The organism is Streptomyces sp. NBC_00252 (assembly GCF_036187565.1).
GTDB lineage: Bacteria > Actinomycetota > Actinomycetes > Streptomycetales > Streptomycetaceae > Streptomyces.
This window is the reverse complement of sequence record NZ_CP108087.1, coordinates 9,643,353-9,668,628: the sequence shown is the minus strand read 5'-3', so window position 1 is coordinate 9,668,628 and position 25,276 is coordinate 9,643,353. Positions and strand designations below refer to the sequence as shown.

The 25,276-nt window shown below is 71.9% G+C and carries 21 protein-coding genes and 1 pseudogene; 16 read left to right on the top strand and 6 right to left on the bottom strand.

Going from position 1 to position 25,276, the window contains the following annotated elements; genetic code table 11:
• The first annotated feature begins 64 nt into the window (after positions 1-64).
• Entirely contained in the window at positions 65-616 is a 552-nt protein-coding gene (locus tag OHT77_RS43085) for a CGNR zinc finger domain-containing protein (RefSeq protein ID WP_328833823.1), read from the top strand.
• A gap of 46 nt (positions 617-662) precedes the next feature.
• Here the strand turns inward: OHT77_RS43085 and OHT77_RS43080 are convergent, their stop codons facing one another.
• The gene (locus OHT77_RS43080; protein ID WP_328833822.1) at positions 663-1,142 is read right to left on the bottom strand and encodes an Lrp/AsnC family transcriptional regulator; all 480 of its coding nucleotides are present in this window, start codon (positions 1,140-1,142) and stop codon (positions 663-665) included.
• 138 nt (positions 1,143-1,280) lie between these two features.
• Between OHT77_RS43080 and OHT77_RS43075 the strand changes: the two genes are divergently transcribed.
• On the top strand, positions 1,281-2,519 hold the full coding sequence (locus OHT77_RS43075) for an MFS transporter (RefSeq protein ID WP_328833821.1): 1,239 nt from the start codon (positions 1,281-1,283) through the stop codon (positions 2,517-2,519).
• 17 nt (positions 2,520-2,536) lie between these two features.
• Here the strand turns inward: OHT77_RS43075 and OHT77_RS43070 are convergent, their stop codons facing one another.
• A complete protein-coding gene (locus OHT77_RS43070; protein WP_328833820.1) occupies positions 2,537-5,374 on the bottom strand; it encodes an AfsR/SARP family transcriptional regulator in 2,838 nt (945 codons plus the stop codon).
• A 220-nt stretch (positions 5,375-5,594) separates the two neighbouring features.
• Between OHT77_RS43070 and OHT77_RS43065 the strand changes: the two genes are divergently transcribed.
• The 12 genes from OHT77_RS43065 (at position 5,595) to OHT77_RS43010 (ending at position 19,139) form a co-directional block, all read left to right on the top strand.
• Complete coding sequence (locus OHT77_RS43065) at positions 5,595-6,341, top strand: IclR family transcriptional regulator (protein WP_328833819.1); 747 nt, start codon at positions 5,595-5,597, stop codon at positions 6,339-6,341.
• A gap of 181 nt (positions 6,342-6,522) precedes the next feature.
• Positions 6,523-8,958, top strand: coding sequence for an aminopeptidase N (gene pepN / locus OHT77_RS43060; RefSeq protein WP_328833818.1), 2,436 nt, complete (start codon positions 6,523-6,525; stop codon positions 8,956-8,958).
• A 125-nt stretch (positions 8,959-9,083) separates the two neighbouring features.
• Positions 9,084-9,614, top strand: coding sequence for a hypothetical protein (locus OHT77_RS43055; RefSeq protein WP_328833817.1), 531 nt, complete (start codon positions 9,084-9,086; stop codon positions 9,612-9,614).
• Positions 9,615-9,758: 144 nt separating this feature from the next.
• Positions 9,759-11,111, top strand: a complete 1,353-nt coding sequence (locus OHT77_RS43050; RefSeq protein ID WP_328833816.1) for an MSMEG_0569 family flavin-dependent oxidoreductase — start codon at positions 9,759-9,761, stop codon at positions 11,109-11,111.
• A gap of 71 nt (positions 11,112-11,182) precedes the next feature.
• Positions 11,183-11,998 carry an amidohydrolase family protein gene (locus tag OHT77_RS43045; protein ID WP_328833815.1) on the top strand — a complete coding sequence of 272 codons (816 nt, stop codon included), beginning with the start codon at positions 11,183-11,185 and terminating at the stop codon, positions 11,996-11,998.
• Between the two features lie 41 nt (positions 11,999-12,039).
• A complete protein-coding gene (locus tag OHT77_RS43040) occupies positions 12,040-12,561 on the top strand; it encodes an MSMEG_0572/Sll0783 family nitrogen starvation response protein (protein WP_328833814.1) in 522 nt (173 codons plus the stop codon).
• Positions 12,562-12,571: 10 nt separating this feature from the next.
• The gene (locus tag OHT77_RS43035; protein ID WP_328833813.1) at positions 12,572-13,678 is read left to right on the top strand and encodes an MSMEG_0568 family radical SAM protein; all 1,107 of its coding nucleotides are present in this window, start codon (positions 12,572-12,574) and stop codon (positions 13,676-13,678) included.
• Positions 13,679-13,682: 4 nt separating this feature from the next.
• On the top strand, positions 13,683-15,113 hold the full coding sequence (locus OHT77_RS43030) for an MSMEG_0567/sll0787 family protein (RefSeq protein WP_328833812.1): 1,431 nt from the start codon (positions 13,683-13,685) through the stop codon (positions 15,111-15,113).
• Positions 15,110-15,961 (top strand): carbon-nitrogen hydrolase family protein, encoded by an 852-nt coding sequence (locus tag OHT77_RS43025; protein WP_328833811.1) that lies wholly within the window; start codon positions 15,110-15,112, stop codon positions 15,959-15,961. Before OHT77_RS43030 ends, OHT77_RS43025 begins: the two co-directional genes overlap by 4 nt.
• Entirely contained in the window at positions 15,958-16,794 is an 837-nt protein-coding gene (locus OHT77_RS43020) for a carbon-nitrogen hydrolase family protein (RefSeq protein ID WP_328833810.1), read from the top strand. Before OHT77_RS43025 ends, OHT77_RS43020 begins: the two co-directional genes overlap by 4 nt.
• Positions 16,791-17,876, top strand: a complete 1,086-nt coding sequence (locus OHT77_RS43015; RefSeq protein ID WP_328833809.1) for an MSMEG_0565 family glycosyltransferase — start codon at positions 16,791-16,793, stop codon at positions 17,874-17,876. The genes OHT77_RS43020 and OHT77_RS43015 overlap by 4 nt, the downstream gene beginning before the upstream one ends.
• A gap of 78 nt (positions 17,877-17,954) precedes the next feature.
• Entirely contained in the window at positions 17,955-19,139 is a 1,185-nt protein-coding gene (locus OHT77_RS43010) for a flavin-dependent monooxygenase (protein ID WP_328833808.1), read from the top strand.
• Between the two features lie 14 nt (positions 19,140-19,153).
• Here the strand turns inward: OHT77_RS43010 and OHT77_RS43005 are convergent, their stop codons facing one another.
• Positions 19,154-19,675, bottom strand: coding sequence for an adenylate kinase (locus tag OHT77_RS43005; protein WP_328833807.1), 522 nt, complete (start codon positions 19,673-19,675; stop codon positions 19,154-19,156).
• 56 nt (positions 19,676-19,731) lie between these two features.
• Between OHT77_RS43005 and OHT77_RS43000 the strand changes: the two are divergent.
• A pseudogene (locus OHT77_RS43000) lies at positions 19,732-20,657 on the top strand (ADP-ribosylglycohydrolase family protein).
• A 185-nt stretch (positions 20,658-20,842) separates the two neighbouring features.
• Here the strand turns inward: OHT77_RS43000 and OHT77_RS42995 are convergent.
• Positions 20,843-22,249: a condensation domain-containing protein gene (locus OHT77_RS42995; protein ID WP_328833806.1), complete on the bottom strand. Its 1,407-nt coding sequence runs from the start codon at positions 22,247-22,249 to the stop codon at positions 20,843-20,845.
• A 158-nt stretch (positions 22,250-22,407) separates the two neighbouring features.
• Entirely contained in the window at positions 22,408-22,938 is a 531-nt protein-coding gene (locus OHT77_RS42990) for an FABP family protein (protein WP_328833805.1), read from the bottom strand.
• A gap of 359 nt (positions 22,939-23,297) precedes the next feature.
• On the opposite strand from OHT77_RS42990, the gene OHT77_RS42985 reads away from it, so the two are divergent.
• The gene (locus tag OHT77_RS42985; RefSeq protein ID WP_328833804.1) at positions 23,298-24,293 is read left to right on the top strand and encodes a phospholipase D-like domain-containing protein; all 996 of its coding nucleotides are present in this window, start codon (positions 23,298-23,300) and stop codon (positions 24,291-24,293) included.
• A gap of 70 nt (positions 24,294-24,363) precedes the next feature.
• Here OHT77_RS42985 and OHT77_RS42980 read toward each other — a convergent pair whose 3' ends face one another.
• Positions 24,364-25,272 carry a GlxA family transcriptional regulator gene (locus tag OHT77_RS42980; RefSeq protein WP_328833803.1) on the bottom strand — a complete coding sequence of 303 codons (909 nt, stop codon included), beginning with the start codon at positions 25,270-25,272 and terminating at the stop codon, positions 24,364-24,366.
• Positions 25,273-25,276: the final 4 nt, after the last annotated feature.

Genomic DNA, 25,276 nt, shown 5'->3' with positions numbered 1-25,276 from the left:
CGGTAGCAGGCGAGCCTGTTCCGTGGCACCACTTAAACCGGTTCCACGGGGGTAGGGTGGGCGCGTGTCAGCAACTCCCCGCTTCCGTCAGGGCGCCGGGCGCCTGTGCCTGGACTTCGTCCGCACCCTGCGCCACCGCGGTTCGCCCGACGTGGTGGAGGAACTCCCGGACGCCGAGGCCGTGTTGGCGTGGGTGCGGCAGTGCGGCCCGTGCGCCGACGTCACCGGGCGCCCCGATGCCGCGGACGCGCGTGCGCTGCGGGAGGCCGTCCACACCCTGCTCACCGACGCGCGAGCCGGCCGGACGCCCGACGCCCGCTCCCGCGACACGGTCAACTCGGCTGCCGCGCACGCCGTTCCCGTGCCGCGCCTCACCTCGACAGGGCAGCTCACCCAGCACACCGACGACCCCGTCCGGGCCACGCTGGCCCTCGTCGCCCGCGACGCCCTGGACCTCGTCACCTCTCCGTCGCTGGCCCGCCTCCGCACCTGCGCGGGCCCCGCCTGCGGCGCCCTGTTCCTGGACATCTCCCGCCCCGGGAACCGCCGTTGGTGTTCCATGGGCACCTGCGGAAACCGGGCGAAGAAGGAGACGCTGCGCGGCAGGACGGTCTGAGGTCCCGCGGGATCCGCCGTGTGTCCCCGGTGCTGGAGCTGGACCTCTAGGCGGTTCCCCCGTCGGCCAGGCGGTTCAGCAGGGCACGTGGCCGATACGGGATGACCTCGGCCAGGGAGATGGCGGTGCTGGTGCGGTCGACCCCGTCGATGGCGAGGATCGCCTTGGTGATGCGGTGCAGGTCGGCGGTGTCCTTGGCGACGACCTGCGCGAGGAGGTCGGCGTCGCCGGTCGTGTAGTGCACCTCGATGACCTCGGGGAGGGCGAGCAGCCCCTCGTGGACGCCCTCGGGTTCGGCCTGGCTGACCGCGAGCGACATGAAGGCCACCAGGCCGTACCCGAGAGCGGCGGGGTCGACGCGCCGGCTGACGGGTTTGAGGGCACGGTCGGCGGCCATCCTCCGCAGCCGCGCGTGCACGGTGTTCCGGGCCACGCCCAGGGTCTGCGCCAGGGCGAGGATCGTCGCGTCGGGGTCGTCGTCCAGGGCGAGGACGATCCGGGCGTCCAGCGAGTCCATGAGCGTCATGGTGCGCATTCTGCCACCGGATACTCAGGTCATTGAGCAACTGTCGCACTGGATCCGAGTTGTATTGCGCGTATGCCTCTCGTTGTGGTCAAGGTGGTGGGCCGTTTCACGCCCCGCCCTTCTGAAGGACCGCCCGCCATGACCTTGAGGCCGCACCCCACCGGTACCACTCGTTCCTGGGTCGTCGTCGTGGCCGCCGGGGTCGCCGCCGGGCTGCAGGTGTGGAAGGTGCCGCCCGCGGTGCCGTTCCTGCGGCACGATCTGTCGCTGAGCCTGGTGCAGGCGGGGACCTTGCTCGGAATCGTCCAACTGGCCGGGATGCTCGGGGGACTTGCGGTCTCGCTGCTGGCCGAGACGGTCGGTGAGCGGCGTTGTCTGAGCGGTGGGCTGGTTCTGCTGTGCCTCGGTTCGGCCGCCGGTGGGTTCGCCTGGTCGGCGACGCCGTTGCTGGTCTCGCGGGCGGTCGAGGGGGCGGGTTTCATCCTGGTGGCGGTGACCGGGCCGGGGCTGATCCGCCGTACCGCCCCACCCGGGCGGCTCACCACGGCGATGGGGTTCTGGGGTGCCTATCAGGGCATCTCCACCTTCGCCGGGCTCGTCGTCGGCGCGCTGGTGCTCCAGGTGGTGTCGTGGCGGGTGTGGTGGTGGGGCATGGCGGTGCTCGCGCTGGCGCCACTGCCGTGGGTCCTGGCCCGGGTGCCGCGTGACGCGGCGGGCGGAGTGCGCGGAGCGGCGGACGGCCTCACGCGGATCGGCCGTACCGTGCGGGCCTCCGCTCCCTGGACCGCCGGGCTCGTCTTCGCGTGCTACACGCTGCCGTGGATGGCGGTGGTCGGGTTCCTGCCGACGATCTACCGCGACGGCGGGATGACGGGCGGTTGGCCGGGTGTCCTCAGCGCCGTGGTCGGTGCGGCGAACGCCGTCGGCTCGATCGGCACGGCGGCCCTCATGCGGCGCGGTCTGCCCACCCGGCTGCTGATCGTCCCCGCTTTCGTCGTCATGGCCGTCACTTCCGTGCCGGCCTTCGCCGTCGACTGGAACGGTCTCCCGGCAGGCAGTGCGGGGCAGTTCGTGTGCGTGACGGTGTTCTCGCTGACCGGTGGCGCGATACCGGCGACCCTGCTGCGCATGATCGGTGAGCTGACGCCGGCCGGTGGGTCGGCTCCGGCCACGATGGGCCTGATCCAGCAGCTGTTCAACGCCGGTGGTTTCCTCGGCCCCACCGTCGCCGCGTGGCTGGCCACCCGCACCGGCGACTGGCACTCCACGTGGTGGCTGACCTGCTCCTGCACGGCCGCGGGCATCGCCCTCAGCCTCCGTCTCCGGTCGCGCGCCAGGGTTCCGGTGCGGGAGGCGACGCCCGCATCCAGCAGGTGAGGTGAGAGCCGCTGCCGCTACGTCACGTTCCGGTCCCGCAGTGCGGTGCGGAGGGGATCGTCGGCGGGCAGGCCGAGTTCGACGGTCAGGGCGCGTGCGCGGGACCAGACCTCGTGGGCCGCGTCGGACTGTCCCGCGCTGCGGTGGCTGTCGCCGAGGCAGATCAGACAGGCGGCCTCGCTGTGCCGTTCGCCGGTCGCGTGGAACAGCTGGGCCGCCTGCCGGTAGCGGTCAACCGCCTGTTGGTAGCCGCCCAGTTGGTGGTGGATGTAGCCGAGGCTGTCGGAGATGTGGGCCTGTCCGTCGACGTCGCCTGCCGCCCGGGCGAGTTCGAGGGCCTGCTCGCAGTGGCCGAGCGCGCGGAGGTGGTCGCCGAGGTGTGCCTGCCGCCAGCCGATGTGGTTCAACGCCGCCGCCTGGCCCGCCCGGTCGCCCGCCGCCCGGTAGTGCTCCAGGCTCAAGTAGGCGTGTTCCAGGGCGAGTCCGGAGTTGCCCTGCGTCCCCGACATCCGCGAGAGGTGCTGGTGGGTCCTGGCCTGGCCCGCGTCGCTGCCGACCGCGATGAAGAGTTTGAGTGCCCGCAGGTAGTGCTCGCGGGCGGGTTCGGGGCACTTCAACCGGTCCAGGGCGAGGGCGAGTCCCCGGTGGGCACCCGCCCGACCGGCCAGGGAACCCTCCCGCTCGGCGGCGACCAGCGCCTGGTGCCCGGCGGTCAGCAGCGCCTGCCAGTAACCGTGCCGGTCGAGGAACGTGGTCAGTACGGTGACCAGCCGCCACACATGGCCGTCGAAGCCGGGCTGGGGCTGCCGCACGATCTCCAGCAGCACCGGGTGCTCGGCGGCGAGCCAGGCCAGTGCCCGGCCGTAGTCCTCGAACGCGACCGCGTTCGCGCCGGCTCTGGGAGCGGGCGCCTCCACCGGGTTGGGCTGCGGGGTGACCAGGACGTCGGCGGCCCGCGCGGAGTGCAGGTAGTGGTCCATCATCCGGTGCAGCGCGGACCGGCGTTCCCACTGGTCGTCGTACGTGCTGACGAGTTCGGCGGCGTACACGCGCAGCAGGTCGTGGAAGGCGTACCGGCCGGGTACGTGCTCGACGAGCAGATGGCCGCCCGTGAGTTCGGCGAGCAGCGGCCGGACACGTTCGGGCGGTACTCCGGCCAGGGCCGCCGCCGCGCGCTGGTCCAGGTCGGGGCCGGGGTGCAGTGCCAGCAGCCGGAACAGTCGGGCGGCTGCGGAGCTGAGGGCGCTGTAGGACCAGGAGAACACCGCCCGTACCTGACTGGACTCCTCGCCTCCGTCCAGGGCGTCCAACCGGCCGCCCGCTTCCCGGAGTTCGTCGGCGAGGGTGCCCAGCGGCCGGTGCGGCTGGGCGGCGGCGCGGGCCGAGACCACGGCCAGCGCGAGGGGCAGTCCGGCGCACCAGGTGACGACGTCCGCGACCGCCGCCGGTTCGGCGGCGACCCGGCCCGCGCCGAGCCGTTCCGCGAGGACAGCCCGGGCGGCGGCCGGTGTCAGCGGGTCCACGGCGAGGAGATGGGCGCCCTCGGTCGCGGCCAGCCCGGTGAGCCGGTTGCGGCTGGTCACCAGCGCCATGCAGCCGACGGCGCCCGGCAGCAGCGGGCGGACCTGCTCCTCGTCCCGCGCGTTGTCGAGGACGACCATCATCCGCCGCCCCGCCAACAGGCTTCGGTACAGGCCGACTTGGGCCTCAAGACCGGGCGGCACACGTTCCGGCCGTACCCCGAGCGCGTCGAGGAAGCCGCGTACGGCCTCGGTCGGCTGCACCACCGATCCCTGGGGGTCGAACCCGCGCAGGTTCACGTACAACTGCCCGTCGGGGAAGGCGCTTTCGACCCTCCGCGCCCAGTGCACGGCGAGGGCGGTCTTGCCGACGCCCGCCATGCCCGACACCGCCGAGATGACCACGGCGGCGGACTCGCCCTCGGCCGAGGCCAGGATCGCGGCGAGGCGGGCGAGTTCGGCGTCGCGGCCGGTGAATCCCCTTATCGCCATGGGGAGTTGCGCGGGCAGCTCGGTCTGTCGTACGACCGCCGGTGGCTCGGGCCGGCGTGACACCGTGGCCGGTTCCGGGTGTGGGGACGAATCGGAGCGGTGGCCGCGCAGGATCGACTGGTGGAGCTGACGGAGCGCCGGGCCGGTGTCCGTGCCCAGTTCCTCGGCGAGGTGCTTGCGGACGGCGGCGTAGCAGTCGAGGGCCTCGGCGCTGCGGCCGGTCTCGTGCAGGGCCCGCATCAGGGCCTCGGCGAGGGGTTCGGCGAGCGGGTACTCGCCGAGGAGACCGGTCAGCGGGCCGATGACGGCGGCGGGATCGCCGTGCCGCAGTTCCGCGCGGGCCCAGCCGACGGCGGCGTCCTGGTGCTGGCGCCGCCAGGCCTCGCGCATGCGGGCCGCCCACTCGCCGTTCAGGCCTGACAGCGGCTCCCCGCGCCAGAGGTCGAGGGCCTCGCGCAGCAGCACCGCCCGCGAGGGTTCGGCCGACCCGGCCGCCCGTGCCTGGTCGACCAACTGCCGGAAGCGGTACACGTCCACCTGGTCCTGGCGGGCCTCCAGCAGGTAGCCGCCGGAACGGCGCACGAGTAATAAGGGTTCTTCCGCGCTCTCGGCGGCCTGCTCGCACATCCGCCGGATGCGGGCGACATGGGCGTGCACCGCGCCGCGGGCTCCGTCGGGGGCGTGCGGGCCCCAGACCCGCTCGATGACCACGTCGACGGCGACGGGCCGGCCGACGTCCACGGCCAACGCGGCCATCACGGTGCGGCGTTGGGGTGGGCCCACCTCCACCGCGCGCCCCTCCGCCGACAGTTCCACCGGCCCGAGCAACTGCACGTCCACCATGGTGTGTGCCTCCCCCCGCACAGAGCCTCCTCCTTTTTTTCACAGACGTGTACGCGGCGCGACAAGCCTTCGACAAGGTTTCCGGTCACACACCGGTGCGAATCTGCTGGGGAACGGACGGGCCGCCGACCGCGTCCCGTCCCGGCACGACGGCTGGGCCGTCGCCTGGCGGCTGCGCAACAGGCAAACGGGGGCGAGACGTGTGACCGCACAAGGAGTGATGGCACCCGGGGCACGGGTGCCGGTACGGCGGCCGGAGACCTTACCGGCCGCCACGGGGAACGCCGGCGGACGGAGCGTACTGGAGGGCGCCTTCGCGTTGCTGGAGGCGGTGGAGCGGGCCGTGGAGGCGGGGCCGACCCGGCTGGCGGCCGACTGCGGGCTGCCGAAGACCACCGCGTACCGGCTGCTGGAGCAGCTCGCGGACCTGGGCGCGGTCGAGCGGTGCGGCGGGAGTTACCGGGTCGGCCCGAGGATGTTCCGCCTCGGCAGCGCCTGGCAGCCGCATCCGAGGCTGCGTGCCGCCGCGCGGGAACCGATGCGCCGGCTCGCGCAGCTCACGGGCACGACGGTGGGGATCGCCGTGCTGTGGAAGGGCGAGACGCTGATGGTCGAGTGGTGTCCCGACGACCAGCGGCCCGAGCCGCTGGGCACACGGATGACCTGGCCGTGGTTCACCGCGGCGGGCAAGGTCCTGGTCGCCACGGCGGCTCCGGCACCGCTGCTGGGGCCGCTCCCCGCGTCCTGGTCCCGGCACGCCGACTCGATCCGCGAGCACGGCGCCGCCTTCGACCGGGAGGAGGTGGTAACGGGCGTGTGCTGCGCGGCAGTTCCGCTCCTCGGGGTGCGCGGCACCCCCGTGGCCGCCCTGTGCGTCCTCACCGACCCGGCCCACCACCTGGAACGGCTCGCGGAGACCGCACGGCGGACGGGGCGGGTGATCAGCACGGGGTTGCGGGGGCGCTGAGAGGGCTGGTTCAGGGGCAGGTGAGGGAGGTGGTACGACGGGGCAGGCGGGGCGCTGGCCGGCGGCCGGGCGGGGACGGACGCCGGGCCGCGCCGCCTGCCCGCGACACCCCGGAAAACCCCTGCACTCCCCATCGATCTCCGTCGTAGGCTGACGGCCGCTGTCTGCCGAGGGAGTACACATGGGGATCCGAAGCCTGACCCGCATCGAAGCCGAGCGCCGGGCCCGACTGATCGCGGTCGAGCGGTACGACGTGGACGTCGACCTGACCGCGCTGCCCGACGGTCCGGAGGTCCGCGCGGTCTCCACCGTGGCGTTCACGTGTCGTGAGCCGGGCGCGGAGACGTTCGTGGACTGTGCGGCCCAGGTGCTGAGCGCCACGCTGAACGGCGTCGCGCTCGCCCCCGCCGAGGACGGGCGGATCCACCTCCCGGGCCTGGCCGAGCGGAACGTCCTGCGGGTGGAGAGCGTGCAGGCCGACACGACGGCCGGTGAGGGTGTCCACAAGGCGACGGACCCCGCCGACGGCGAGGTGTACCTGTGGATGAGCTTCGAACCGGACGAGGCCCGCTTCGTGTGGGCGTGCTTCGACCAGCCGGACCTGAAGGCCCCGCACGCCTTCACCGTCACGGCCCCGGCCGCTTGGACCGTCACCAGCAACTCCGGTGACGCACAGGTGGAGTTGGTGGAGTCCGGCCGCCGCTGGACCTTCCCTGACACCCCGCCCCTTTCGGTGTACAACACGGTCATCAACGCGGGTCCCTTCCACGAGGTGCGCCGCGAGACCGACGGCCACGACTTGGGCCTGTACGCCCGCCGTTCACTCGCCGAGATCCTCGAGCGCGACGCCGACGACATCTTCACCCTCACCAGCCAGGGCCTCGCCTTCTACGGCGAGGTCTTCGCGATGCCGTTCCCGCAGCGCCGCTACGACCAGGTGTTCATGCCCGAGTTCGGCGGGGCGATGGAGAACTACGGCTGTGTGACCTGGTCGGACGCGTTTCTCCAGCGGGCCGCGCCGACCCCCGCCGAACAGGGCCTGCTGGCACGGGTGTTGCTGCACGAGATGGCCCACATGTGGTTCGGCAACATCGTCACCATGCGCTGGTGGGACGACCTGTGGCTGAACGAGGCGTTCGCGGAGTTCGCCTGCCACTGGGCGGCCGAGCGCGCGACCCGGCACACCGACGCCTGGGCGAGCCATCTCATGATCGGCAAGATCCGCGCGTACCTCTCCGACCAGGGCCCCGCCTCGCACCCGATCCACCAGCCCATCCACGATGTCGCCGAGGCGGCGTCGATCTTCGACAACATCACGTACCCCAAGGGCGCGTCCGTCCTCCAGCAGCTCAAGACGTACGTCGGCGAAGAGCAGTTCAAGACCGGCATGGCCGCCTACTTCGCCCGCCACGCCTGGGGCAACACCACCCTCCAGGACCTGATCGACGCCCTGACCGAGGCCAGTGGCCGCGACTTGGACACCTGGCGCACGGCCTGGCTGGCGACGGCGGGCACCGACCGCTTCACGCTGGAGCGCGACGGCGACACGGTCACCCTGGTGGCCGCCGACACTCCGCGTCCGCAGGTGCTGGCCGTCGGGGCGTACACGAAGAACGGCGACGCGCTGGAACGCGAGGCGCTGGTGCGGGTCGAGGTGACGGAACCCCGCGCCACCGTCACCGGCCTCCCCTCCGACGCCGACGTCCTGCTGGTCAACGACGACGACCTGACCTTCGCGACGACCCGCCCCGACCCCACCACCAGGGACGCCCTCTTCCGTACGGCGGCCCGACTGCCCTCCGCCATCTCACGGGGCGTGGCCGCGGCCACCGTGTGGGACATGCTGACGACCGGCGACGCGACGGCGGCGGAGGCCGGCCGGTGTCTCACCTCGGTGCTGGCGGTCGAGACGTCCGACGCGGTGATCGAGGCGTATCTGAACCTGTCCGCGAACATCGCGGAGCTGTGGGCGCCGCCCGCCGAGCGCGACGGCCTGTCGGCGGCGGTGGCGGCGGTCTGCCGCGACCTCGCCGCGGACCCCGGCCGCCGCCGGGTCGCGCTGCGCGGCCTGGCCGGTACGGCGACGACGGCGGACGATCTCGCCTGGCTCCGCGAACAGGCGGGCGACGACGTGGACCTTCGCTGGCGCGCGCTGACCCGCGAGGCGGAACTGGGCGGTGACGTCGCGGCGGAGTCCGACCTCCTGCTCACCCAGGACCCGAACCCGGACGCCTGGGTCCGCGCCCTCATCGTGCGGGCCGCGCTGCCCGACGCGGCGGCGAAGGCGGAGGTCTGGCAGCGGCTGGTCGTGGACCGCTCGGTGCCCGTCACCTCGGTCGGCCCGGTGGCGTCGGCCTTCTGGCGCCCCGGCCAGGACGAGCTGCTCGCGCCGTACGCCGAGCGGTACTTGGAGGCGGTCCCGAAGCTCCACCAGGGCGGCATGATCCTGGCGATGAGCTACACGCACCGGCTCTTCCCGCTGCACGGCATCGACCCGACGTACATCGAGCGGGCCCGCGAGGTGTCCGGCGAGGCGGTCCCGGTGGTCCGCCTCACGGTCCTGGAACGCTCCGACGAGGTGAGCCGCATGCTCCGCGCCCGGGGCGCCTCGGCCTGACCCGCCCCTCACTCAACCGGTCGGCCGGGCGGGCGAGTTGTCGCCCCACGGCCGACCGGTACTCCCCCACGAAGGGTTGAGAAGGACGCGCATTAGCCTGTTCGTGCCGGATGGGAATGGTCCGAATGGACCGCCCGGTCGAACAGCGCGAGAACGGAGCAGCCGAGGTGAACGACGCGCAGGCCGACCCCCACGAAGGGGGCACGCCACCCACCCATACGTCCGATCTACTGGAGCGGGTACGGCGGCATCGGCGCCACACCCTGGAACTCCTCACCGTCTGCGCCGTGACACTGGTTCCCTGGACCGTCGTGCTGGCGTTGACGCTGCCGTCCGGGTACGAGGTCCACCAGTGGCGCCTGACCTGGGTCGGGTTCGACATCCTGCTCGTGGTCGCGATGGCATCCACCGCGCTGCTCGGCTGGCGGCGGAACCGCGCCGTCGTCCTGGCGGCGCTCACCACGTCGGTCCTGCTGATCTGCGACGCGTGGTTCGACGTGTCCCTCGCCTTCGGCACCTCGGAGGTCTGGTTGTCGGCGGCATTGGCGTTGTTCGTCGAACTGCCGCTGGCCGTCTATCTCATCCGCCGGGTGATGGCCATGATCTCGCTCGCCCAGTGGCCCTCCGCCGACACCGCGACGGCCGGTGACACATAGCTCACCCCGCACCCAGTCGGCGGTGAGGTTTTCGCAACTCCCCTTTGTTCCCGATGACTTCGTTCGGACATCCACAGGGCTGAAGTTGGTCGACATGGAGAGCGGCGAGGTGGCAAGACCTCGGCGCGCGGCATGGAGGATGTCATGCCCGAGATGTATGTCGACATGCGGCGGCCCGCGACGCGCCCGGCGGCACGGCTGTCCGGCGCGCACTACTCGGTGGCCGTGGTGGGCGGTGGTCAGGCGGGGCTCTCGGTCAGCCACGAACTCCGCGAACGCGGCATCGACCACGTGGTCGTCGAGGCGCACCGGGTCGGCCACGAGTGGCGCGAGCGCCGCTGGGACTCCTTCTGTCTGGTGACCCCCAACTGGCAGTGCAGGCTGCCCGGTTACCCCTACCGGGGCGACGACCCCGACGGCTTCATGGTCCGCGACGACATCGTGCGGTACCTGGAGGGCTACGTCGCCCACTTCCGCCCGCCGCTCGTCGAGGGCGTGACCGTCACGAGGTTGCGCCGCTCCCCCGGCGGGGTCTTCGAACTCGCCACCACCGAGGGGGACTTCACCGCCGACCAGGTGGTGATAGCCACCGGGCCGTACCACACACCATCGCTCCCCCCGATGGCCCAGCGCCTGCCCGACGCCATCACCCAGGTCCACTCGTCCCGCTACCGCAACCCCGCCCAACTCCCCCCGGGCGCGGTCCTGGTGGTCGGCACCGGCCAGTCCGGCTGCCAGATAGCCGAGGACCTGCACCTCGCCGGACGCCAGGTACATCTGGCCGTCGGCAGCGCGCCGCGCGTGGCCCGGTTCTACCGCGGCCGGGACTGTGTCGCCTGGCTGGACGAGATGGGCCACTACGCGAAGAGCATCGACGACTTCGACGACGCCGGCGCGGTCCGGATGCGCGTGAACCACTACGTCACCGGACGCGACGGAGGCCGCGACATCGACCTCCGCGCCTTCGCCCGCGACGGCATGCGGCTGTACGGCCGGCTCACCGAAGTCACCGGTACGGCACTGGAGTTCGCCGACGACCTCAAGGTGAACCTCGATCACGCGGACGCCGTGGCGGAGGGCATCAAGGATGCCGTCGACGCCCACATCACCACCCGGAACATCGCGGCACCAGTGGAGCCGCGCTACGTACCCGTGTGGGAGCCGGACGACCAGCCCCGCGAACTCGACCTGGTCCAGGCCGACATCACGTCCGTCGTCTGGTCCACGGGGTTCCGCCGCGACCATCGCTGGATAGAGGCCCCGGTCTTCGACGGCCGCGGCTACCCGATGCACTGGCGCGGCGCCACGAGCGTCCCCGGCCTGTACTTCCTGGGCCTGCCCTGGCAGCACTCATGGGGCTCGGGACGCTTCGAAGCGGTGGGCAGGGACGCGGAGTTCCTCGCGGACCACATCGAGGCCTCCCGCCGCCTCGCCGACGTCTGCGGCACCCTCACCGGCGCCCCCACCGAACTCGCCTCCGCCCTCCCGATCGGCTGAGGCGAAGGACGAGCGCGCGGAAGCAGCGGAAGCAGCGGAAAAGGACGAGCACGAGGAACGGGACGACACCCATGGTCCACGACGCACACCGCCACATCGGCGTCCTGCCCGCCTACCCCTTCTACGGCGGCCCGCCGGTCAACCCCGACACCACCGCCCGCGCCACCGTCAAGCAACTCGTCGCCGACCTGGACGCGGAGGGCACCGAACGCGCCCTGGTCATCCCGAACTACGGCGTCCCGGACCCCGCGATCGCCTTCTCCTTCAACGAGTTGGCGATCGAGGCCGCCCAGACCGACGACCGCATCCGAGCCGGGCTGTGGGTCTCCCCGCGCCCCGAGGACGAGCAACGCACCGCGCAGGCACTGGAGTTGGCGGGCGAGCGGGGCGTGAAGGCGCTCAAACTGAGCTTCCTTCTCGGCGGACGGCCGACCGACCCGGCCTGCCGCCCTCACCTGGACCGTATCTTCGCCGAGGCGGCCCGCCACCACCTGGTCGTCCACGTCCACACCTCCCCCGGCGCCGCCTCCGACATCGACGAGGTCGGCCACCTCGTCGACTGGTACGCCGACCAGGTCCCCGTCCATCTCGTGCACTTCGGCGGCGGGATGAGCGGCCACATCAAGCTCGCCGGTTCCCGGTTCTTCGACTGGATCACCGCCGGCAAGCACGTCTACACCGACCTCTCCTGGGCCATCGGGTTCACTCCCCGCTGGCTGGCCCGGGAGATCGAGCGCCGCGGTATCGGTCATGACCGGGTGCTCTTCGCCAGCGACCAGCCGTGGGGCGACTTCACCGGCGAATACGCCCGCCTCGCCGAAGCGACCGGCGGCGGCGAACTCGGCGACCTGGTCTTCCGGGACACCTTCGCCGCGCTCTACGACTGACCGACTCCCGTCCCCCGTCCGGTACGTACAAGGAGACAGCCATGTCCGAAACCGTCGAACTCAGCGAGATCGAGCAGAAGTCCCTCAACGAGATCCCCCACCCGTCCCTCCCCGAGGGCACCAGCATCTACGGCGCCACCAAGGTGTTCCCCGACTACAAGGCGGAGGACGGCGAGACGTACTTCACGCTGGTCCACGGCATCGCCCACGAGTCCTCGGTCTCCTTCGTCGCCGTCCTCCAGGCGACCCGCGCGCTGCGCAAGGGCTTCGAGACAGCCATCTACTTCTACGGCCCCGGCTCCCTCAACTGCCTTGCCACCCGCGGGTTTCCGACCACGGGCAACTCGGCGTTCCCCGGCGAGCACAACATCAACAACCAGCTCAAGACGTTCATCGCCGAGGGCGGCAAGGTGTTCTGCTGCCGCTTCGGTCTGTCCCTGCACGGCGCCCGCGAGGAGGACCTCATCGAGGGCGTCATCCCGACCCACCCGCTGGATGTCCAGGACGCGCTGATCCACTACGCGCGCAAGGGCGCCATCATCAACTCCACCTACCAGCTGTAAGGGGGCCGCTGTGAGCGTTGGCACCGGATCGACGAGCACGGCGGTGGATGTGCGCATCATGACGCGCGCCGAACTCGCCCTGCACGGCGTCGCGTTGGACGCCCCCGTACGGCGGCCCGACGGCGCGGGTCCGAGCGGCGACGGCCACGTCCTCGTCGACGGTGCCAACGCCGCACTGCCCACCAACCCCGCCAGCCCCTACCGCGTCCGCGACGGCAAGGTCTGGCTCGGCGACGAACACGGTCGACTCACCGACACCGGGCTCACGTTGACCCCTGTGCACCGCCCGAAGTTCTACGACCTCGTCACCGCCGACGGCACCCCCTACGAGCACATCGCCCGCCTCCACGGCGCCGACGTCCTCGCCACCACCGTCGTCCAGACCTGCATCCGCTACGCCGAGGCCGACCGGTGCCGCTTCTGCACCATCGAGGAGTCCCTGCGCTCGGGCGCGACGGTCGCCGCCAAGACACCGGCGCAGCTCGCCCAAGTCGCCGAGGCGGCGGTCCGGTTGGACGGCGTCAGGCAGATGGTCATGACCACCGGCACGACCACCGGGTCCGACCGGGGCGCCCGCAACCTCGTCCGCTCCGTGCGCGCCGTCCTCGAAGCGGTCCCGGGTCTGCCCATCCAGGTGCAGTGCGAACCGCCCGGCGACCTCGACTGGATCGGGGCCCTGCACGACGCCGGGGCCGCCACGATCGGCATTCATGTCGAGTCCCTCGACGAGGAGATGCGGCGGCGCTGGATGCCGGGCAAGTCGGCGGTGCCCCTGGCCGAGTACGAGGCCGCGTGGGACGAGGCGGTGCGGGTCTTCGGGCGGAACCGTGTCTCCACGTATCTGCTCGTCGGGCTCGGCGAGGACCCGGACGAACTCATCGCGGGGGCAGGCGAGTTGATCGAGCGGGGCGTGTATCCGTTCGTCGTCCCGTTCCGTCCGATGGCCGGCACACTCGCCGCCCGCGACGGCATCCCGGCACCGGGCCCGGAACTCCTCACGTACGTCACCGAGGGCGTCGCGGCGAAGCTGCGTGCCGCCGGGATGAGCGGCGCCGATCAGAAGGCGGGCTGTGCGGCCTGCGGCGCGTGCAGTGTCCTGCAGTCGGCGGGAGGCTGAGGGCGTGCTCCTCGACGGCTCCGGCACAGCACCGGCGACGGACCGGCCGTTCGACATCCTGGCCCTGCTCGGCGACCGCAGCACACTGGCACGCCGACCCAACTTCCACGTCGACGTAGCGTCCGGTCAGGGCGAGTTGGCGGACTACCGGCGACTCCGCCGGGACACTTTCGTGCACGAGCAGGGGCTGTTCACCCGCCACGACCTGGACGACCGTGACGCCGATCCCCGCACGGTGGTGCTGGTCGCCAAGGACCGGTCCCAGGCGGTCGTCGGCGGGGTCCGGCTCGGGCCGGTCGACGACGGTCCCGACCTGGGCTGGTGGGCGGGCGGCAGACTGGTCGTGGCACCGGGTGCGCGCGGCCCCCAGGGCATCGGCGCCGCACTGGTCCGCGCCGCGTGCGCGCGGGCCGAGGGCGAAGGCGTCCTGCGCTTCGACGCGACCGTCCAGACCCGCAGCGAACCGCTCTTCCGGCGCCTGGGCTGGCGATCCGTGCGCCCGACGACCGTCGCGGACACCCCGCACGTCCTGATGCGATGGCCGATCGGCAGGATCGCGGCCCAAGCTGCCTCCACCAAGTCCGCACTGGGCCCGCTGCTCGCGGAGTTGCCCGCACCTCCGGGCTTCGTCGGTGACGACGGCGCGCCCGTCCCCGGCACGGACGTGATCGCCGCGTGCGACGCGATCGTGCCGTCGATGGTCGAGCGGGACCCCGAGTGGGCGGGTTGGTGCGCTGTCCTGGTGAACGTCAACGACCTTGCGGCGATGGGTGCTTCACCGGTCGGGCTGCTGGACGCGCTGGGTGCCCGGGACGCCGCGCACGCGGCACTGGTCCTCGCCGGACTGACCCGCGCGGCACGGGCCTACGGCGTCCCGGTGCTCGGCGGGCACACTCAACTCGGCGTCCCCGCAGCCCTGTCGGTGACCGCGCTCGGCCGCACCGACCGTCCCGTGCCCGGCGGCGGAGGGCGCCCCGGACACGCCGTACGGCTCACGGCGGACCTCGGCGGCGGCTGGCGCGCGGGCTACCGGGGCCGTCAATGGGACTCGACCACCCGGCGTCGTACCGACGAACTGCGCACGATGACAGAGGCGGTGGCCGTCGCGCGACCGGCCGCGGCGAAGGACGTGTCGATGGCGGGGATCGCCGGGACGCTGGGAATGCTGGCCGAGGCGAGCGGCTGCGGGGCGGTGCTCGATGTGGGCGCCGTGCCCCGGCCGACGGGTGCGGCCATGGGTGACTGGCTGACCTGTTTCCCGGGGTTCGCGATGCTCACGGCCGACGAGCCGCACGCGCCGGCGCTGCCCGCCGGGCCCGCAACGGGCGCTGTGTGCGGGGAGTTGACCGCCGGGCAAGGGGTCGGGCTGCGCTGGCCCGACGGAGAGATCACCGAGGCGGTCGCCTCCGCGGTGACCGGAATGGGGACGGCATGAGCACGCTGCGGATGGCGGCCGTGGCCGCCGAGTTCGGCCGCGACCTGGAGGAGGACTTCGCGATCGTGGAGCGGCTGATCAAGGAGGCGGGCGAGCAGGGCGTGCGGCTTCTCGCGCTGCCAGAAGCGTGCCTGGGCGGCTATCTGCTCAGCCTGGACGACGACGGCGCACTCGACGAGGGCCCGCCCGCGCTCGCCCTCGACGGCCCGGAGATCCGCCGACTGGCCTCTTTGGCCGGGGAGTTGACGGTCGTGGCCGGATACTGCGAGGCCGCCGGGGACGCCCGCTACAACAGCGTCGTCTGTGTCACCGGCGACGGCGTCCTCGGCAACCACCGCAAGGTCCACCAGCCGCTCAGCGAGGACGCGAGCTACGCCTCCGGTGACGGTTTCCACGCCTTCGACACACCGGTCGGCCGGCTCGGGATGATGATCTGCTACGACAAGGCGTTCCCGGAGTCGGCCCGGGCCCTGGCGTTGGACGGGGCCGAGATCGGGGTGTGCGTGTCGGCATGGCCAGGTGCGCGCACCAACGCGACCGCCGACCTCGAACAGGACCGCTGGAAGCGGCGGTTCGACCTGTTCGACCGGGCGCGGGCGCTGGAGAACCAGATCGTGTGGCTGTCCGCCAACCAGGCGGGCACGTTCGGGTCGCTACGCTTCGTCGGCAGTGCCAAGGTCGTCGACCCGGGCGGCGAGATCCTCGCCGACACGGGCGTGACCTCCGGCATCGCCGTCGCCGAACTCGACGTCGTCCAGGCCCTGGAGACCGCCCGCCGGTCGATGGGGCATCTGCGCGACCGGCGGCCCGAGACCTATGGCCCAGCCCCGGGAGCAGTCACCGTATGAGCACCGTCCGGATCGCGGCCGCGGCCGCCCACTTCGGCCGCGACCTGGAGTTCGACCTCGCGCGCGTCGCCAAACTCATCGACGACGCCCGCGGTTCGGGCGCCGGGCTGCTGGTCCTGCCGGACGCCGCCCTCGGCGGGTACCTCGCCGATCTGCGCCATCCCGACCCGCAGGCGCTTCCTCCCGCGCTCAAGCCGGACGACCCGCTGATCCTCCAAGTCGCGCGCCTGGCCGCCGAGATGGTGGTGTGCGTCGGCTACTGCGAGGACGGCGGGACCGAGCGGTACAACGCGGCGGTCTGCGTCAGCGGCGACGGCGTCCTCGGCCGCCACCGGAAGGTGCACCTTCCCGCCGGCGAGGTCGCCGCGTACACGGCGGGGGACCGCTTCGACGCCTTCGACACCCCGGTGGGCCGTCTCGGCATGCTGATCGACTACGACAAGACGTTCCCGGAGTCGGCCCGCTCGCTGGCCCTGGACGGCGCCGAGATCTTCGCCTGTCTCTCCGCGTGGCCCACGAGCATCACCAACCGCGCCCCGCGCATGGCCCAGGACCGTCAGGCCCGCCTCTTCGACCTCTACGACCAGTCGCGCGCCGCCGAGAACCAGGTGGTCCTGGCCTCCTCGAACCAGACCGGCGCGATGGGCGGCATGCGCTTCCTCGGCCAGGCCAAAGTGGTCGGCCCGGGCGGTGACATCCTCGCCCGCACCTGGTCCAAAGCCGGGCTCGCCGTGGCCGAGATCGACGTCGCGGCCGAGACCGACCGCGCCCGCCGCGTCCTGCGCCACCTCGACGAGCGCCGCCCCGACGCCTACCGGGAGTCCCGTACGTGAAGATCGCCCTGCTCAGTTACTCCACCAAGCCGCGCGGCGGGGTCGTCCACACCCTCGCCCTCGCGGAGGCCCTCGCGGCCCTGGGCGAGGACGTCACGGTGTGGACCCTGGGCCGGGGCGGCGACGCGGGCTTCTTCCGCCCGGTGCACCCCGCCGTACGAATCCAGGTGGTCCCGTTCCCCGACGGCCCGCCCGAGGAGTCGGTCGGCGCACGCATCCTGCGCTCCATCACCACCCTCCGCGCCGCCTTCGACCCCACGCCCTACGACGTCGTCCACGCCCAGGACTGCATCAGCGCCAACGCGGCCGGCCCCTGCGTCCGCACGGTCCACCACCTCGACCACTTCACCACCCCCGAGCTCGCCGCCTGCCACGAGCGCGCGATCGTCGAGCCGTACGCCCACATCTGCGTATCGGCAGCCGTGGCCGGGGAGTTGGCGTCGGGCTGGGGCATCGAAGCTCAAGTCATCCCGAACGGCGTGGCCTACGACCGCTTCGCCGCCACCGACCCGGCCGCGCAGGCGAGTTGGCGATCCCGTCTCGGCCCGTACGTCCTCACCGTGGGCGGCATCGAACCCCGCAAGGGCTCCCTGGACCTGCTGGAGGCGTACGCCCTGCTGCGCGCCACGCGTCCTGACGTCCGGCTGGTGATCGCGGGCGGTGAGACGCTGTTCGACTATCGCGACTACCGGGCGAGGTGGGAGGCGAGGGCCGCCGAACTCGACCTGGAACCCATCGTGTTGGGGCAGGTGGGAGAGGACGAGTTGCCGTCGCTGGTCGCGGCGGCGGACGTGTTCGCGTTTCCGTCGCTCAAGGAGGGGTTCGGGCTCGCGGCGATGGAGGCGCTGGCGGCGGGGGTTCCGTTGGTGGTGCGGGATCTGCCGGTGCTGCGGGAGGTGTTCGGCGAGGCGGCTCAATTCGCAGCGACTCCAGAGGAGTTGGCGGCCGAGCTCGGGCACGCGCTCGCGACGGAGGACCCGGAGCGGCGTTCCGCCGGGCGTGCGCTGGCCGCCCGGCACACCTGGGACGCGGCGGCACGCGGCCACCTCGACTTCTACCGTTCCTTGGGCACTCGCGCCTGAACGGCCCCTGTCAACAAGGGCGTTGACACCTCACCCGATCCGCGTCACGGTGAGGGCTCCCGTGACCGGAGGTCGTCCATGGCACCGTCCTCAGCGTCCCCGTCAGCCGCCGGCCTCGTAGAACGCGTACGGGCGCTCCAACCCCTGCTCCGCGAGCACGCGTTGCGCACCGAGCAGGAGAGAAGGGTGACGGAGGAAGTGGCGTCGGCCCTGACGGAGGCCGGGGTGTACCGGATGAACGTCCCTCGGCGGTACGGCGGTTACCAGAGCCGGTTGAGCACGCAGGTCGAGGTGTTGAGCGAGATCGCCGCCGGGTGCGGTTCGACCGGCTTCGTGGCGCTGATCCAGGCCGGTTGCGCGTATATCGCGGCGCTCTTCCCGGACGAGGCGCAGGACGAGATCTTCACCAGCCCTGACGTACGGGTCGGCGGCACGCTGGTCCCGGACGCGGTCGCGGTGGCGACGGACGGCGGCTATGTCGTCAACGGCACGTCGGGCTTCGCCACCGGGTGCCAGAGCGCCGACTGGCATCTGCTGACGGTCCGGGTCCGGTCCGCCGAGGGCCCGCCGGAACTGCTGTGGACCGCCGTGCCGATGTCCGAGCTGGAGATCCTCGACGACTGGCATGTCTCGGGGTTGGCGGGGAGCGGCAGCAACAGCGTGGTCGCGCGGGACGTGTTCGTGCCCGCCCACCGCGTCCTGCCGGTCGGCCCGCTGCTGGCGGGCGACTTCCCCTCGAAAGCCAACGCCGACGACCCCTTCTACCGGATGCCGGTCCTGATGCTGTTCTGTGCCTGGACGGCGCCGAACGCCCTGGGCCCGGCCCGGGCGGCCCTCGCGGAGTTCTCCGAGCGGATCCATCGGCGGGGCATCACCTACACCTTCCACGAGCGGCAGTACGAGGCGGGCGTCACGCATCTGCAGATCGCCGAGGCGGCGATGAAGATCTCCTGCGCCGAGCTGCTCGCCCGCGAGTTCGTCGCCCGGATCGAGACCGCGGCCGAGAACGGCGAGCCGTACACACAGGCGGACCGGGCCAGGATCCGGGCGCAGAGCGGCTATGCGGCCCGGCTGTGCAAGGAGGCCGTGGACCTCATCGCCTCCGCGTCTGGGGCGTCCTCGCTGCACCGCGACGTCCCGATCCAGCGTGCGGTGCGGGACTTGTACGCGCTCAACCTGCATTCGTTCGTCAATCCGGCCACCAACCTGGAGCTGTACGGCCGCGTGCTGTCGGGGCTCGACGCGGGCACGCCGTTCCTCTGACAGGTCCGGGGACTTCAGCGCAGGGACGCCAACCAGGCCTCGGTGTCGGCGGGTTGGGCGAAGCGGTGTGTGGTGAGCGGCGCGAAGAGCGGGTCGCCGGTGCGGCGTTCGATCTCGCGGCGCCGGTTCGCGTACTGCGACCAGGCCCACCAGGCGGGGTGCTCCCGGCTGAACCACCCCGCCCACGTCTCCCTGTTGCCGCCGAAGACGCTCTCGCGGGTGACCGTCCGCCGCAGCGAACGGCGCAGCACGCGCGGCATGATCACACGTCTCGGGTAGTCCAGCCAGAGCACCGTGTCGGCCTTCTCCCAGAGCAGATCACGGACTTCGGGCGAGCCGATCGAGTCGATGATCCAGCGGGGTTCTGAGGTGAGCCGCAGGACGTCGTCGGTCAGGCCTTGGTTCACCGCCCAGTCGGGGCCGTTGAAGTACAGCGCGTCCATCTCGTGGTACGGCACTGCGAGCCGTACCCCCACGGGCCGTGCGAGCGTCGATTTGCCCGCGCCTGTCGACCCGACCACCAAGATCCGTTCCATCCCCGCACTTTAACTACGATGTGTCGATTCCGGCGATCATCGACAGGAGCCCCGCCATGAGCAGTCCGCAGTACGCCCACGCATCCCTCGACGGGCTGGTGCTGGGGGACGCCTTCGGCGACGGCTGGTTCACGCGGTCCGACGAGGACGCCGAGCAGTTGTGGGCCGCGCGGGAACTGCGCCCCGCGCCGTGGTCGTGGACGGACGACTCGGCCATGGCGTTCGTCCTGTTCGCCCACCTGGTGGCTTATGGCGAGGTCCGACCGGGCGCGCTGGCACGGGAGTTCGCAGCCGAGTACGAGCGTGACCCGAACCGGGGGTACGGCCCGTCCATGCACGGCATCCTGCGCCGCATCGGCGACGGCGAGGACTGGCAGCGGTCACCACCGGGCAGTTCGGCGGGCAGGGGTCGTACGGCAACGGTGCCGCGATGCGGGTCGCCCCGCTGGGGGCCTGGTTCCGGGACGACCTGAAGGCCGCCGCCGAGCAGGCCCGGCTGTCCGCGCTGACCACTCACGCGCACCCGGAGGCCGTCGCGGGGGCGGTGGCCGTGGCGGTCGCCGGCGCCCTGGCCGCGGCCGGTGCGGGTCAACAGGCCGCCCCTCGTGCCGAGTTCCTGCGGGAGGTCGCCTCGCAGGTGCCGGAGAGCGATGTCCGCTCCGGCCTGCTGGTCGCCGCGAACTTCCCCGGACGGACCTCGGTGAGACACGCGGCGTCCGTGCTCGGCTCCGGGACGCTCATCTCTGCTCCGGACACCGTGCCGTTCGCCCTGTGGTCCGCCGCCGGTCGACTCGACGACCTGCCCGAGGCGTTGTGGCAGACCGTCGCCGGGTGGGGCGACCGGGACACGACCTGCGCGATCACCGGAGGTGTCGTCGCGGCCCGCACCGGGACGGGCGGCATCCCGTCCGCGTGGCGGGACGCGTGCGAGGCGATCCCTGCCTGGAGCGGCTGGGACGCGCTCACGGCAGCCGACGCTTAGTCGGCGCCTCGGTTCGATGGCGTTGCCCGCGTACAGGCCTTGAAGACCCGTGGGGTGCCGGGTGCCGGTCGTGGTCCACGCCGTTCGCGGTCAGGCCTCATGAGGCTCCCGCATGATGTCTGTTCGGACATGGGGCGCGCGTGCGCAGGTCGGTACGGTGCGGTGCCGCGCGCCCCCGGGCGCCGTCAGGCGCGACCGACCGCCGCGGGCAAGGCCTGCCGGGCCACCTCGACGACGCGCTCGCGCACCAGCTCCATGCAGAGCCGCATGTTCTTGTCCGCGATGACGTTGTCCGGGATGCGGCACGCGAACTGCAGCCCTTCGTGGACCCGGGTCACCCACGCGCACACCTGGTCGCCGTACGACACCCGGATCAGTCCGTACGCCTTCAGCTCCTGCCAGCGCTCCGAACCGGGCAGGGCGCGCGAGTCGACGTAGGAGACGATCGAGTACAGGTCGGGTGACGTGGGCCGGAAGTCGGCCCCGAGCAGCCGCAGGACGCGGGCGATGGGCATGCGGGCCAGCGGGCGGTTCTCGCGGAGGGTGGCGCGGACCATGCGCAGCGCGTCGTCGAAGTCCGTGGCGTGCTCGACGGGGATCTCGATCGGCGCGCCGCCCACGTACCAGCCGACCGAGTCGGCCCAGCGGGACTTGGCGCGGGTGTGGAAGGGGACGACGGTGCGGTACACGTCGAGGCCGCTGATCTCGCGGGCGGCCAGCGCGACGGCCGCCAGTACGCCGACGAGGCTCCCGCCGTAGGGCCGGCAGTACGCCTCGAAGGCCGCCGCGTCGATGTCGTCGACCAGCATCTCCTGGAGGAACTTCTGTGTGGGGAGCGGTCCTTCGGGGTCGAGGCCGAGGTCGACGGGGAAGTTCGGCAGCTTGCCGTCGCAGCGGGCGATGAACTCGCGCCAGCGGGAGACGACGGTGTGGGTGTCGTCGATCTGGTCGGCGTCGGTGCGCTCGCCCGCGCAGAAGTCGATGTAACTGGCCACGGGCGCCGCCTCGACCGACGTCCCGGCGAGTCCCGCCGCGTACAGCTCGTGGACCTCGCCCGCGATGCGGTGGAGGGAGTAGGCGTCGACGTTGCTGTGGTCGAAGGCCAGGTAGACGCTCGTACCCTCGTCGCGGACGACCGCCGCGAAAAGGAAGTTGGGCCAGGTGAGCGCGTCCGCCGCCACGTCGAAACGGTCCTGCAGATACCGGGTCAGCGTGACCGGGTCCGCGAACTCCCCCACGTCCTCGCGGTGCAGGGCCACGTCGTCGGCGTCGAGAGTGAAGCGGCGCATCTCGTCACCGGCCCACCGGAAGCCGCTGCGCAGCGTCTCGTGCCGGAGCATCCAGGACCGCAACGCGCCCTGCAAAACGTCGAGTTGGATCCGTCCCGGCATGTCGAAGGCGGTACCGAGCCAGGTCGGCACGAACAGCCCGTCCTCGCGCACCGTGCGCGCCGTCCGGATGTGGGACTCCTGCACGTACGCCGGTGGCCGCGCGTCGTCCGGGAGTTCCCGCGCCGCTCCTACGGCCGTCGGGTGCAGCGTCCACTCGACGAGTCGTCCGGGTCGGATCTCGCACCGCTGAAGGTCACTCATGCGCACAGGGCTCTCCGTTCGCCTGCCCACGGGAGGCCGCCGGGCACCACTGTCGATCCACGCCTCCATGCCGCTCGGGCACCACTCACTGCACGAGGAGATCAACGATCGGATATTCGGAAAGCAACGCCGTGAACAGGCTTTCTGATCAGTCCATTTCAGCCCGTGCGGCGGAGCTGCGCCGCGAGGTGGTGTTGCAGCGGCTGTCCTACGGCCTCCAGGTCGTGCGCGAAGGTGAGCGTGGACTCGTCGGTCAGGGTGTAGCGGCGGCGGGTGGCGGTGACCTTCTTGGCCGTGGGGGTGAGGGCGACCTCGTGGGTGGTGAGGTCGACCGTGCCGGCGGCGGCTGTTCCTACGAGGATCTCGGCGATGCCGGTCGGTTGGGTGATCAGGGCCTCGACGCGGGCGTCGGGTTGCAGGCGCCACCAGCCGCTCTCGCGGGCGGCCGGGCGCAGGGGTGTGCCGTCGGGGGTGAGGATCCAGGCGCGGGCCTCGTAGTGCAGGAAGGGGCGGCCGTCGTGGGTGAAGGTGACTTCCTGGGCGTAGGTGAAGTCGCCGTCCAGGGTGGGGTATTCGCCCTCGCCCTTGCCTTGCCAGTGGCCCAGGAGGCCTAGGACGGGGTCGAGGAGGGGGTGGGGGGCGGGCTTTTCGTCGGGGTGGTGGGCGTCGGGGAAGGGGTGGGTGGACACGGGGGGCTCCTGGGGTTGATGCGGATGTCGGGCGCAGCCTAGGCGCTCCGCTGGGGTGACCCGGTACGTCATTGTTCGGCTGCCGCGCCGTGGGGGCTGGGCGCGCAGTTCCCCGCGCCCCTTTGGGGGTTGGCGATGCGCGGTGTCGATCGTCCGGTGCGCCTGCTACGAAGTTTTTGCCTCCTCGCGGGGACCCCATGAATCGGGTCCCACCTGCGCGGAGTCCCCTATGTCCGACGCGGCGCGCGGTCGGTAATCGTGAGTTCACCCGGGTTCCCTTCCACCGCGTTCTACGCGCGTGGTGTCATGCACCTGCCCGCCACCCCCCACGTGGGCAACAACTCGACTAGGAGTCACGCATGTTGAGGACGTTCCTCGGCCGCGCGGGTGTCGCGCTGGCAGCCGGCGCCACCCTCTTCGTCACGGCCGTCCCCGCCAACGCCGCGACGTACACCGCCTTCGCCTTCTCGCAGTCCGGCACCACCCAGCCGACCATCTACGACTTCATCAACTCGGCGACCTCCTCGCTCGACATGACGATGTACGAGCTGGAGGACACCACGGCCGTCAACGACCTGATCGCCCTGGAGAAGAAGGGCGTCACCGTACGGGTGGTCCTCGACCGCGCGCACCAGTCAGCGAACAGCTCGGCGTACACGGCCCTGACGAACGCGGGCGTGGGTGTCGTGTGGTCGCCGTCGGCCTTCGTCTACACCCACCAGAAGACGATCACCGTGGACGGCACCAAGTCCCTTGTCCTGACCGGCAATCTCACCTCGCAGTACTACTCGACCGGCCGTGACTACGGCGTCTTCACCGACGACACCCGTGATGTCGCCGCGATCGAGAAGGTGTTCAACGCGGACTACGCCGGGACCTCCGTCACCCCGACCGACGGCGACCATCTGCTCTGGTCCCCCACCGACTCGCGCAGCCGGCTGCTGACCGTGATCAACGCGGCCACGAAGACGCTGGACGTCGAGGAGTTGGAGTTCAGCGACAGCACGGTGGTCAACGCGATCGTGGCCCGGGCGAAGGCGGGCGTGGCCGTGCGGGTGGTGCTGGAGACTCCTGCCGACTACTCCAGCGAGGTCTCCGCGATCAAGGCGGCCGGCGGCAAAGTCATCGGCTACTCCGACCCCAACGGCTTCTACATCCACGCCAAGGCGATGGTCGCCGACTACGGTCTGTCCACACAGGAGGTGGAGGCGGGCTCGATGAACATCAGCAGCAACTCCCTCTCCAACAATAGGGAGTTGGGCATCATCCTCACCGGCACGGGCGTGGCCCAGTCCGTCGCCACGACCATCGAGACCACGTTCAAGAGCGACTACGCGGGCGGTACGGCCGCCTAGGGCTTCCGTGTGGCGCCGGCGGGCTCCGGGGTCGGGGCCTCGGAGCCCGCCGCGCCGAACCGCCGGTTCTTCACGGCGTACGCGACCGCAGCCTGCGCAGCATCCGGGCGTCCTCGAAGCCGACCGAGCGTGCGGCGGCGTCGATCGTGACGCCGTGGCTGATGAGGTGCTCGGCGCGTTCGAGGCGGAGGGTCTGCTGGTAGCGCAGCGGGGTGAGTCCGGTGGCCCGGCTGAAGAGGCGGGTCAGGGTGCGCTCGCTGACGCCGACCGCCGAGGCGAGGGAGGGCAGCGGCAGCGTCTCGTCGAAGCGGGTGTCGATGAGGTCCTGGGCGCGGTGCACCGTGTCGTCGAGGTGGGAGCGGTGCCGGAGCATCGCGCTGGCCTGCGGTTCGTGGCCGTTGCGGCGGGCGTAGACGACCATGTCCCGGGCGATCTGGGCGGCTGCGGCGGGACCGTGGCGGGTGGCGATCAGGTGCAGGGCGAGGTCGATGCCGCTGGCGATGCCGGCCGAGGTGACGACCCGGTCGTCAGTGGTGAACAGGACGTCGCGGACGACGGTCGCCTTCGGGTGGCGCAGGGCCAGTTCGTCCTGGACGTCGTGGTGGGTGGTGCAGCGGCGGCCGTCGAGGAGCCCGGCCCGGCCGAGCGCGTCGGCCCCGGCGCAGACGCTGGCCACCGTCCCGCCGCGGGCGTGGTGGTCCCGGAGCGCCCGCAGAGCCGTGTCGCCGACGGCGGGCGCGTCGACCAGCGTGAGGGCCCGCCATCCCGGCACCACCACCAGGTCCTCGGGGCCCAGCTCGGGCCAGTCGAGCGCGGCCGTCAGGGGCAGCCCCTGGGCGCTGGTGACCTGGGACTGCTCGGCGACGTAGGAGAGCGTGTACGGGTGCCCGAAGTCGGCTGCCGTGGAGAAGACCTGGGCAGGGCCTGCCAGGTCCAGCAGGTGGACTCCGGGGACCAGGAAGAAGACGACGTTGCTCACGATC

Excerpts from the sequence above, each read along its gene's own strand:
- OHT77_RS43050 (WP_328833816.1), top strand. The coding sequence starts at position 9,759 with ATGCCCGAGATGTATGTCGACATGCGGCGGCCCGCGACGCGCCCGGCG.
- OHT77_RS43080 (WP_328833822.1), bottom strand. The coding sequence starts at position 1,142 with ATGACGCTCATGGACTCGCTGGACGCCCGGATCGTCCTCGCCCTGGAC.
- OHT77_RS43055 (WP_328833817.1), top strand. The coding sequence starts at position 9,084 with ATGGACCGCCCGGTCGAACAGCGCGAGAACGGAGCAGCCGAGGTGAAC.
- pepN (WP_328833818.1), top strand. The coding sequence starts at position 6,523 with ATGGGGATCCGAAGCCTGACCCGCATCGAAGCCGAGCGCCGGGCCCGA.
- OHT77_RS42985 (WP_328833804.1), top strand. The coding sequence starts at position 23,298 with ATGTTGAGGACGTTCCTCGGCCGCGCGGGTGTCGCGCTGGCAGCCGGC.
- OHT77_RS43075 (WP_328833821.1), top strand. The coding sequence starts at position 1,281 with ATGACCTTGAGGCCGCACCCCACCGGTACCACTCGTTCCTGGGTCGTC.
- OHT77_RS43040 (WP_328833814.1), top strand. The coding sequence starts at position 12,040 with ATGTCCGAAACCGTCGAACTCAGCGAGATCGAGCAGAAGTCCCTCAAC.
- OHT77_RS42995 (WP_328833806.1), bottom strand. The coding sequence starts at position 22,249 with ATGAGTGACCTTCAGCGGTGCGAGATCCGACCCGGACGACTCGTCGAG.
- OHT77_RS43070 (WP_328833820.1), bottom strand. The coding sequence starts at position 5,374 with ATGGTGGACGTGCAGTTGCTCGGGCCGGTGGAACTGTCGGCGGAGGGG.
- OHT77_RS43045 (WP_328833815.1), top strand. The coding sequence starts at position 11,183 with ATGGTCCACGACGCACACCGCCACATCGGCGTCCTGCCCGCCTACCCC.
- OHT77_RS43010 (WP_328833808.1), top strand. The coding sequence starts at position 17,955 with ATGGCACCGTCCTCAGCGTCCCCGTCAGCCGCCGGCCTCGTAGAACGC.
- OHT77_RS43005 (WP_328833807.1), bottom strand. The coding sequence starts at position 19,675 with ATGGAACGGATCTTGGTGGTCGGGTCGACAGGCGCGGGCAAATCGACG.
- OHT77_RS43020 (WP_328833810.1), top strand. The coding sequence starts at position 15,958 with ATGAGCACCGTCCGGATCGCGGCCGCGGCCGCCCACTTCGGCCGCGAC.
- OHT77_RS43065 (WP_328833819.1), top strand. The coding sequence starts at position 5,595 with ATGGCACCCGGGGCACGGGTGCCGGTACGGCGGCCGGAGACCTTACCG.
- OHT77_RS43025 (WP_328833811.1), top strand. The coding sequence starts at position 15,110 with ATGAGCACGCTGCGGATGGCGGCCGTGGCCGCCGAGTTCGGCCGCGAC.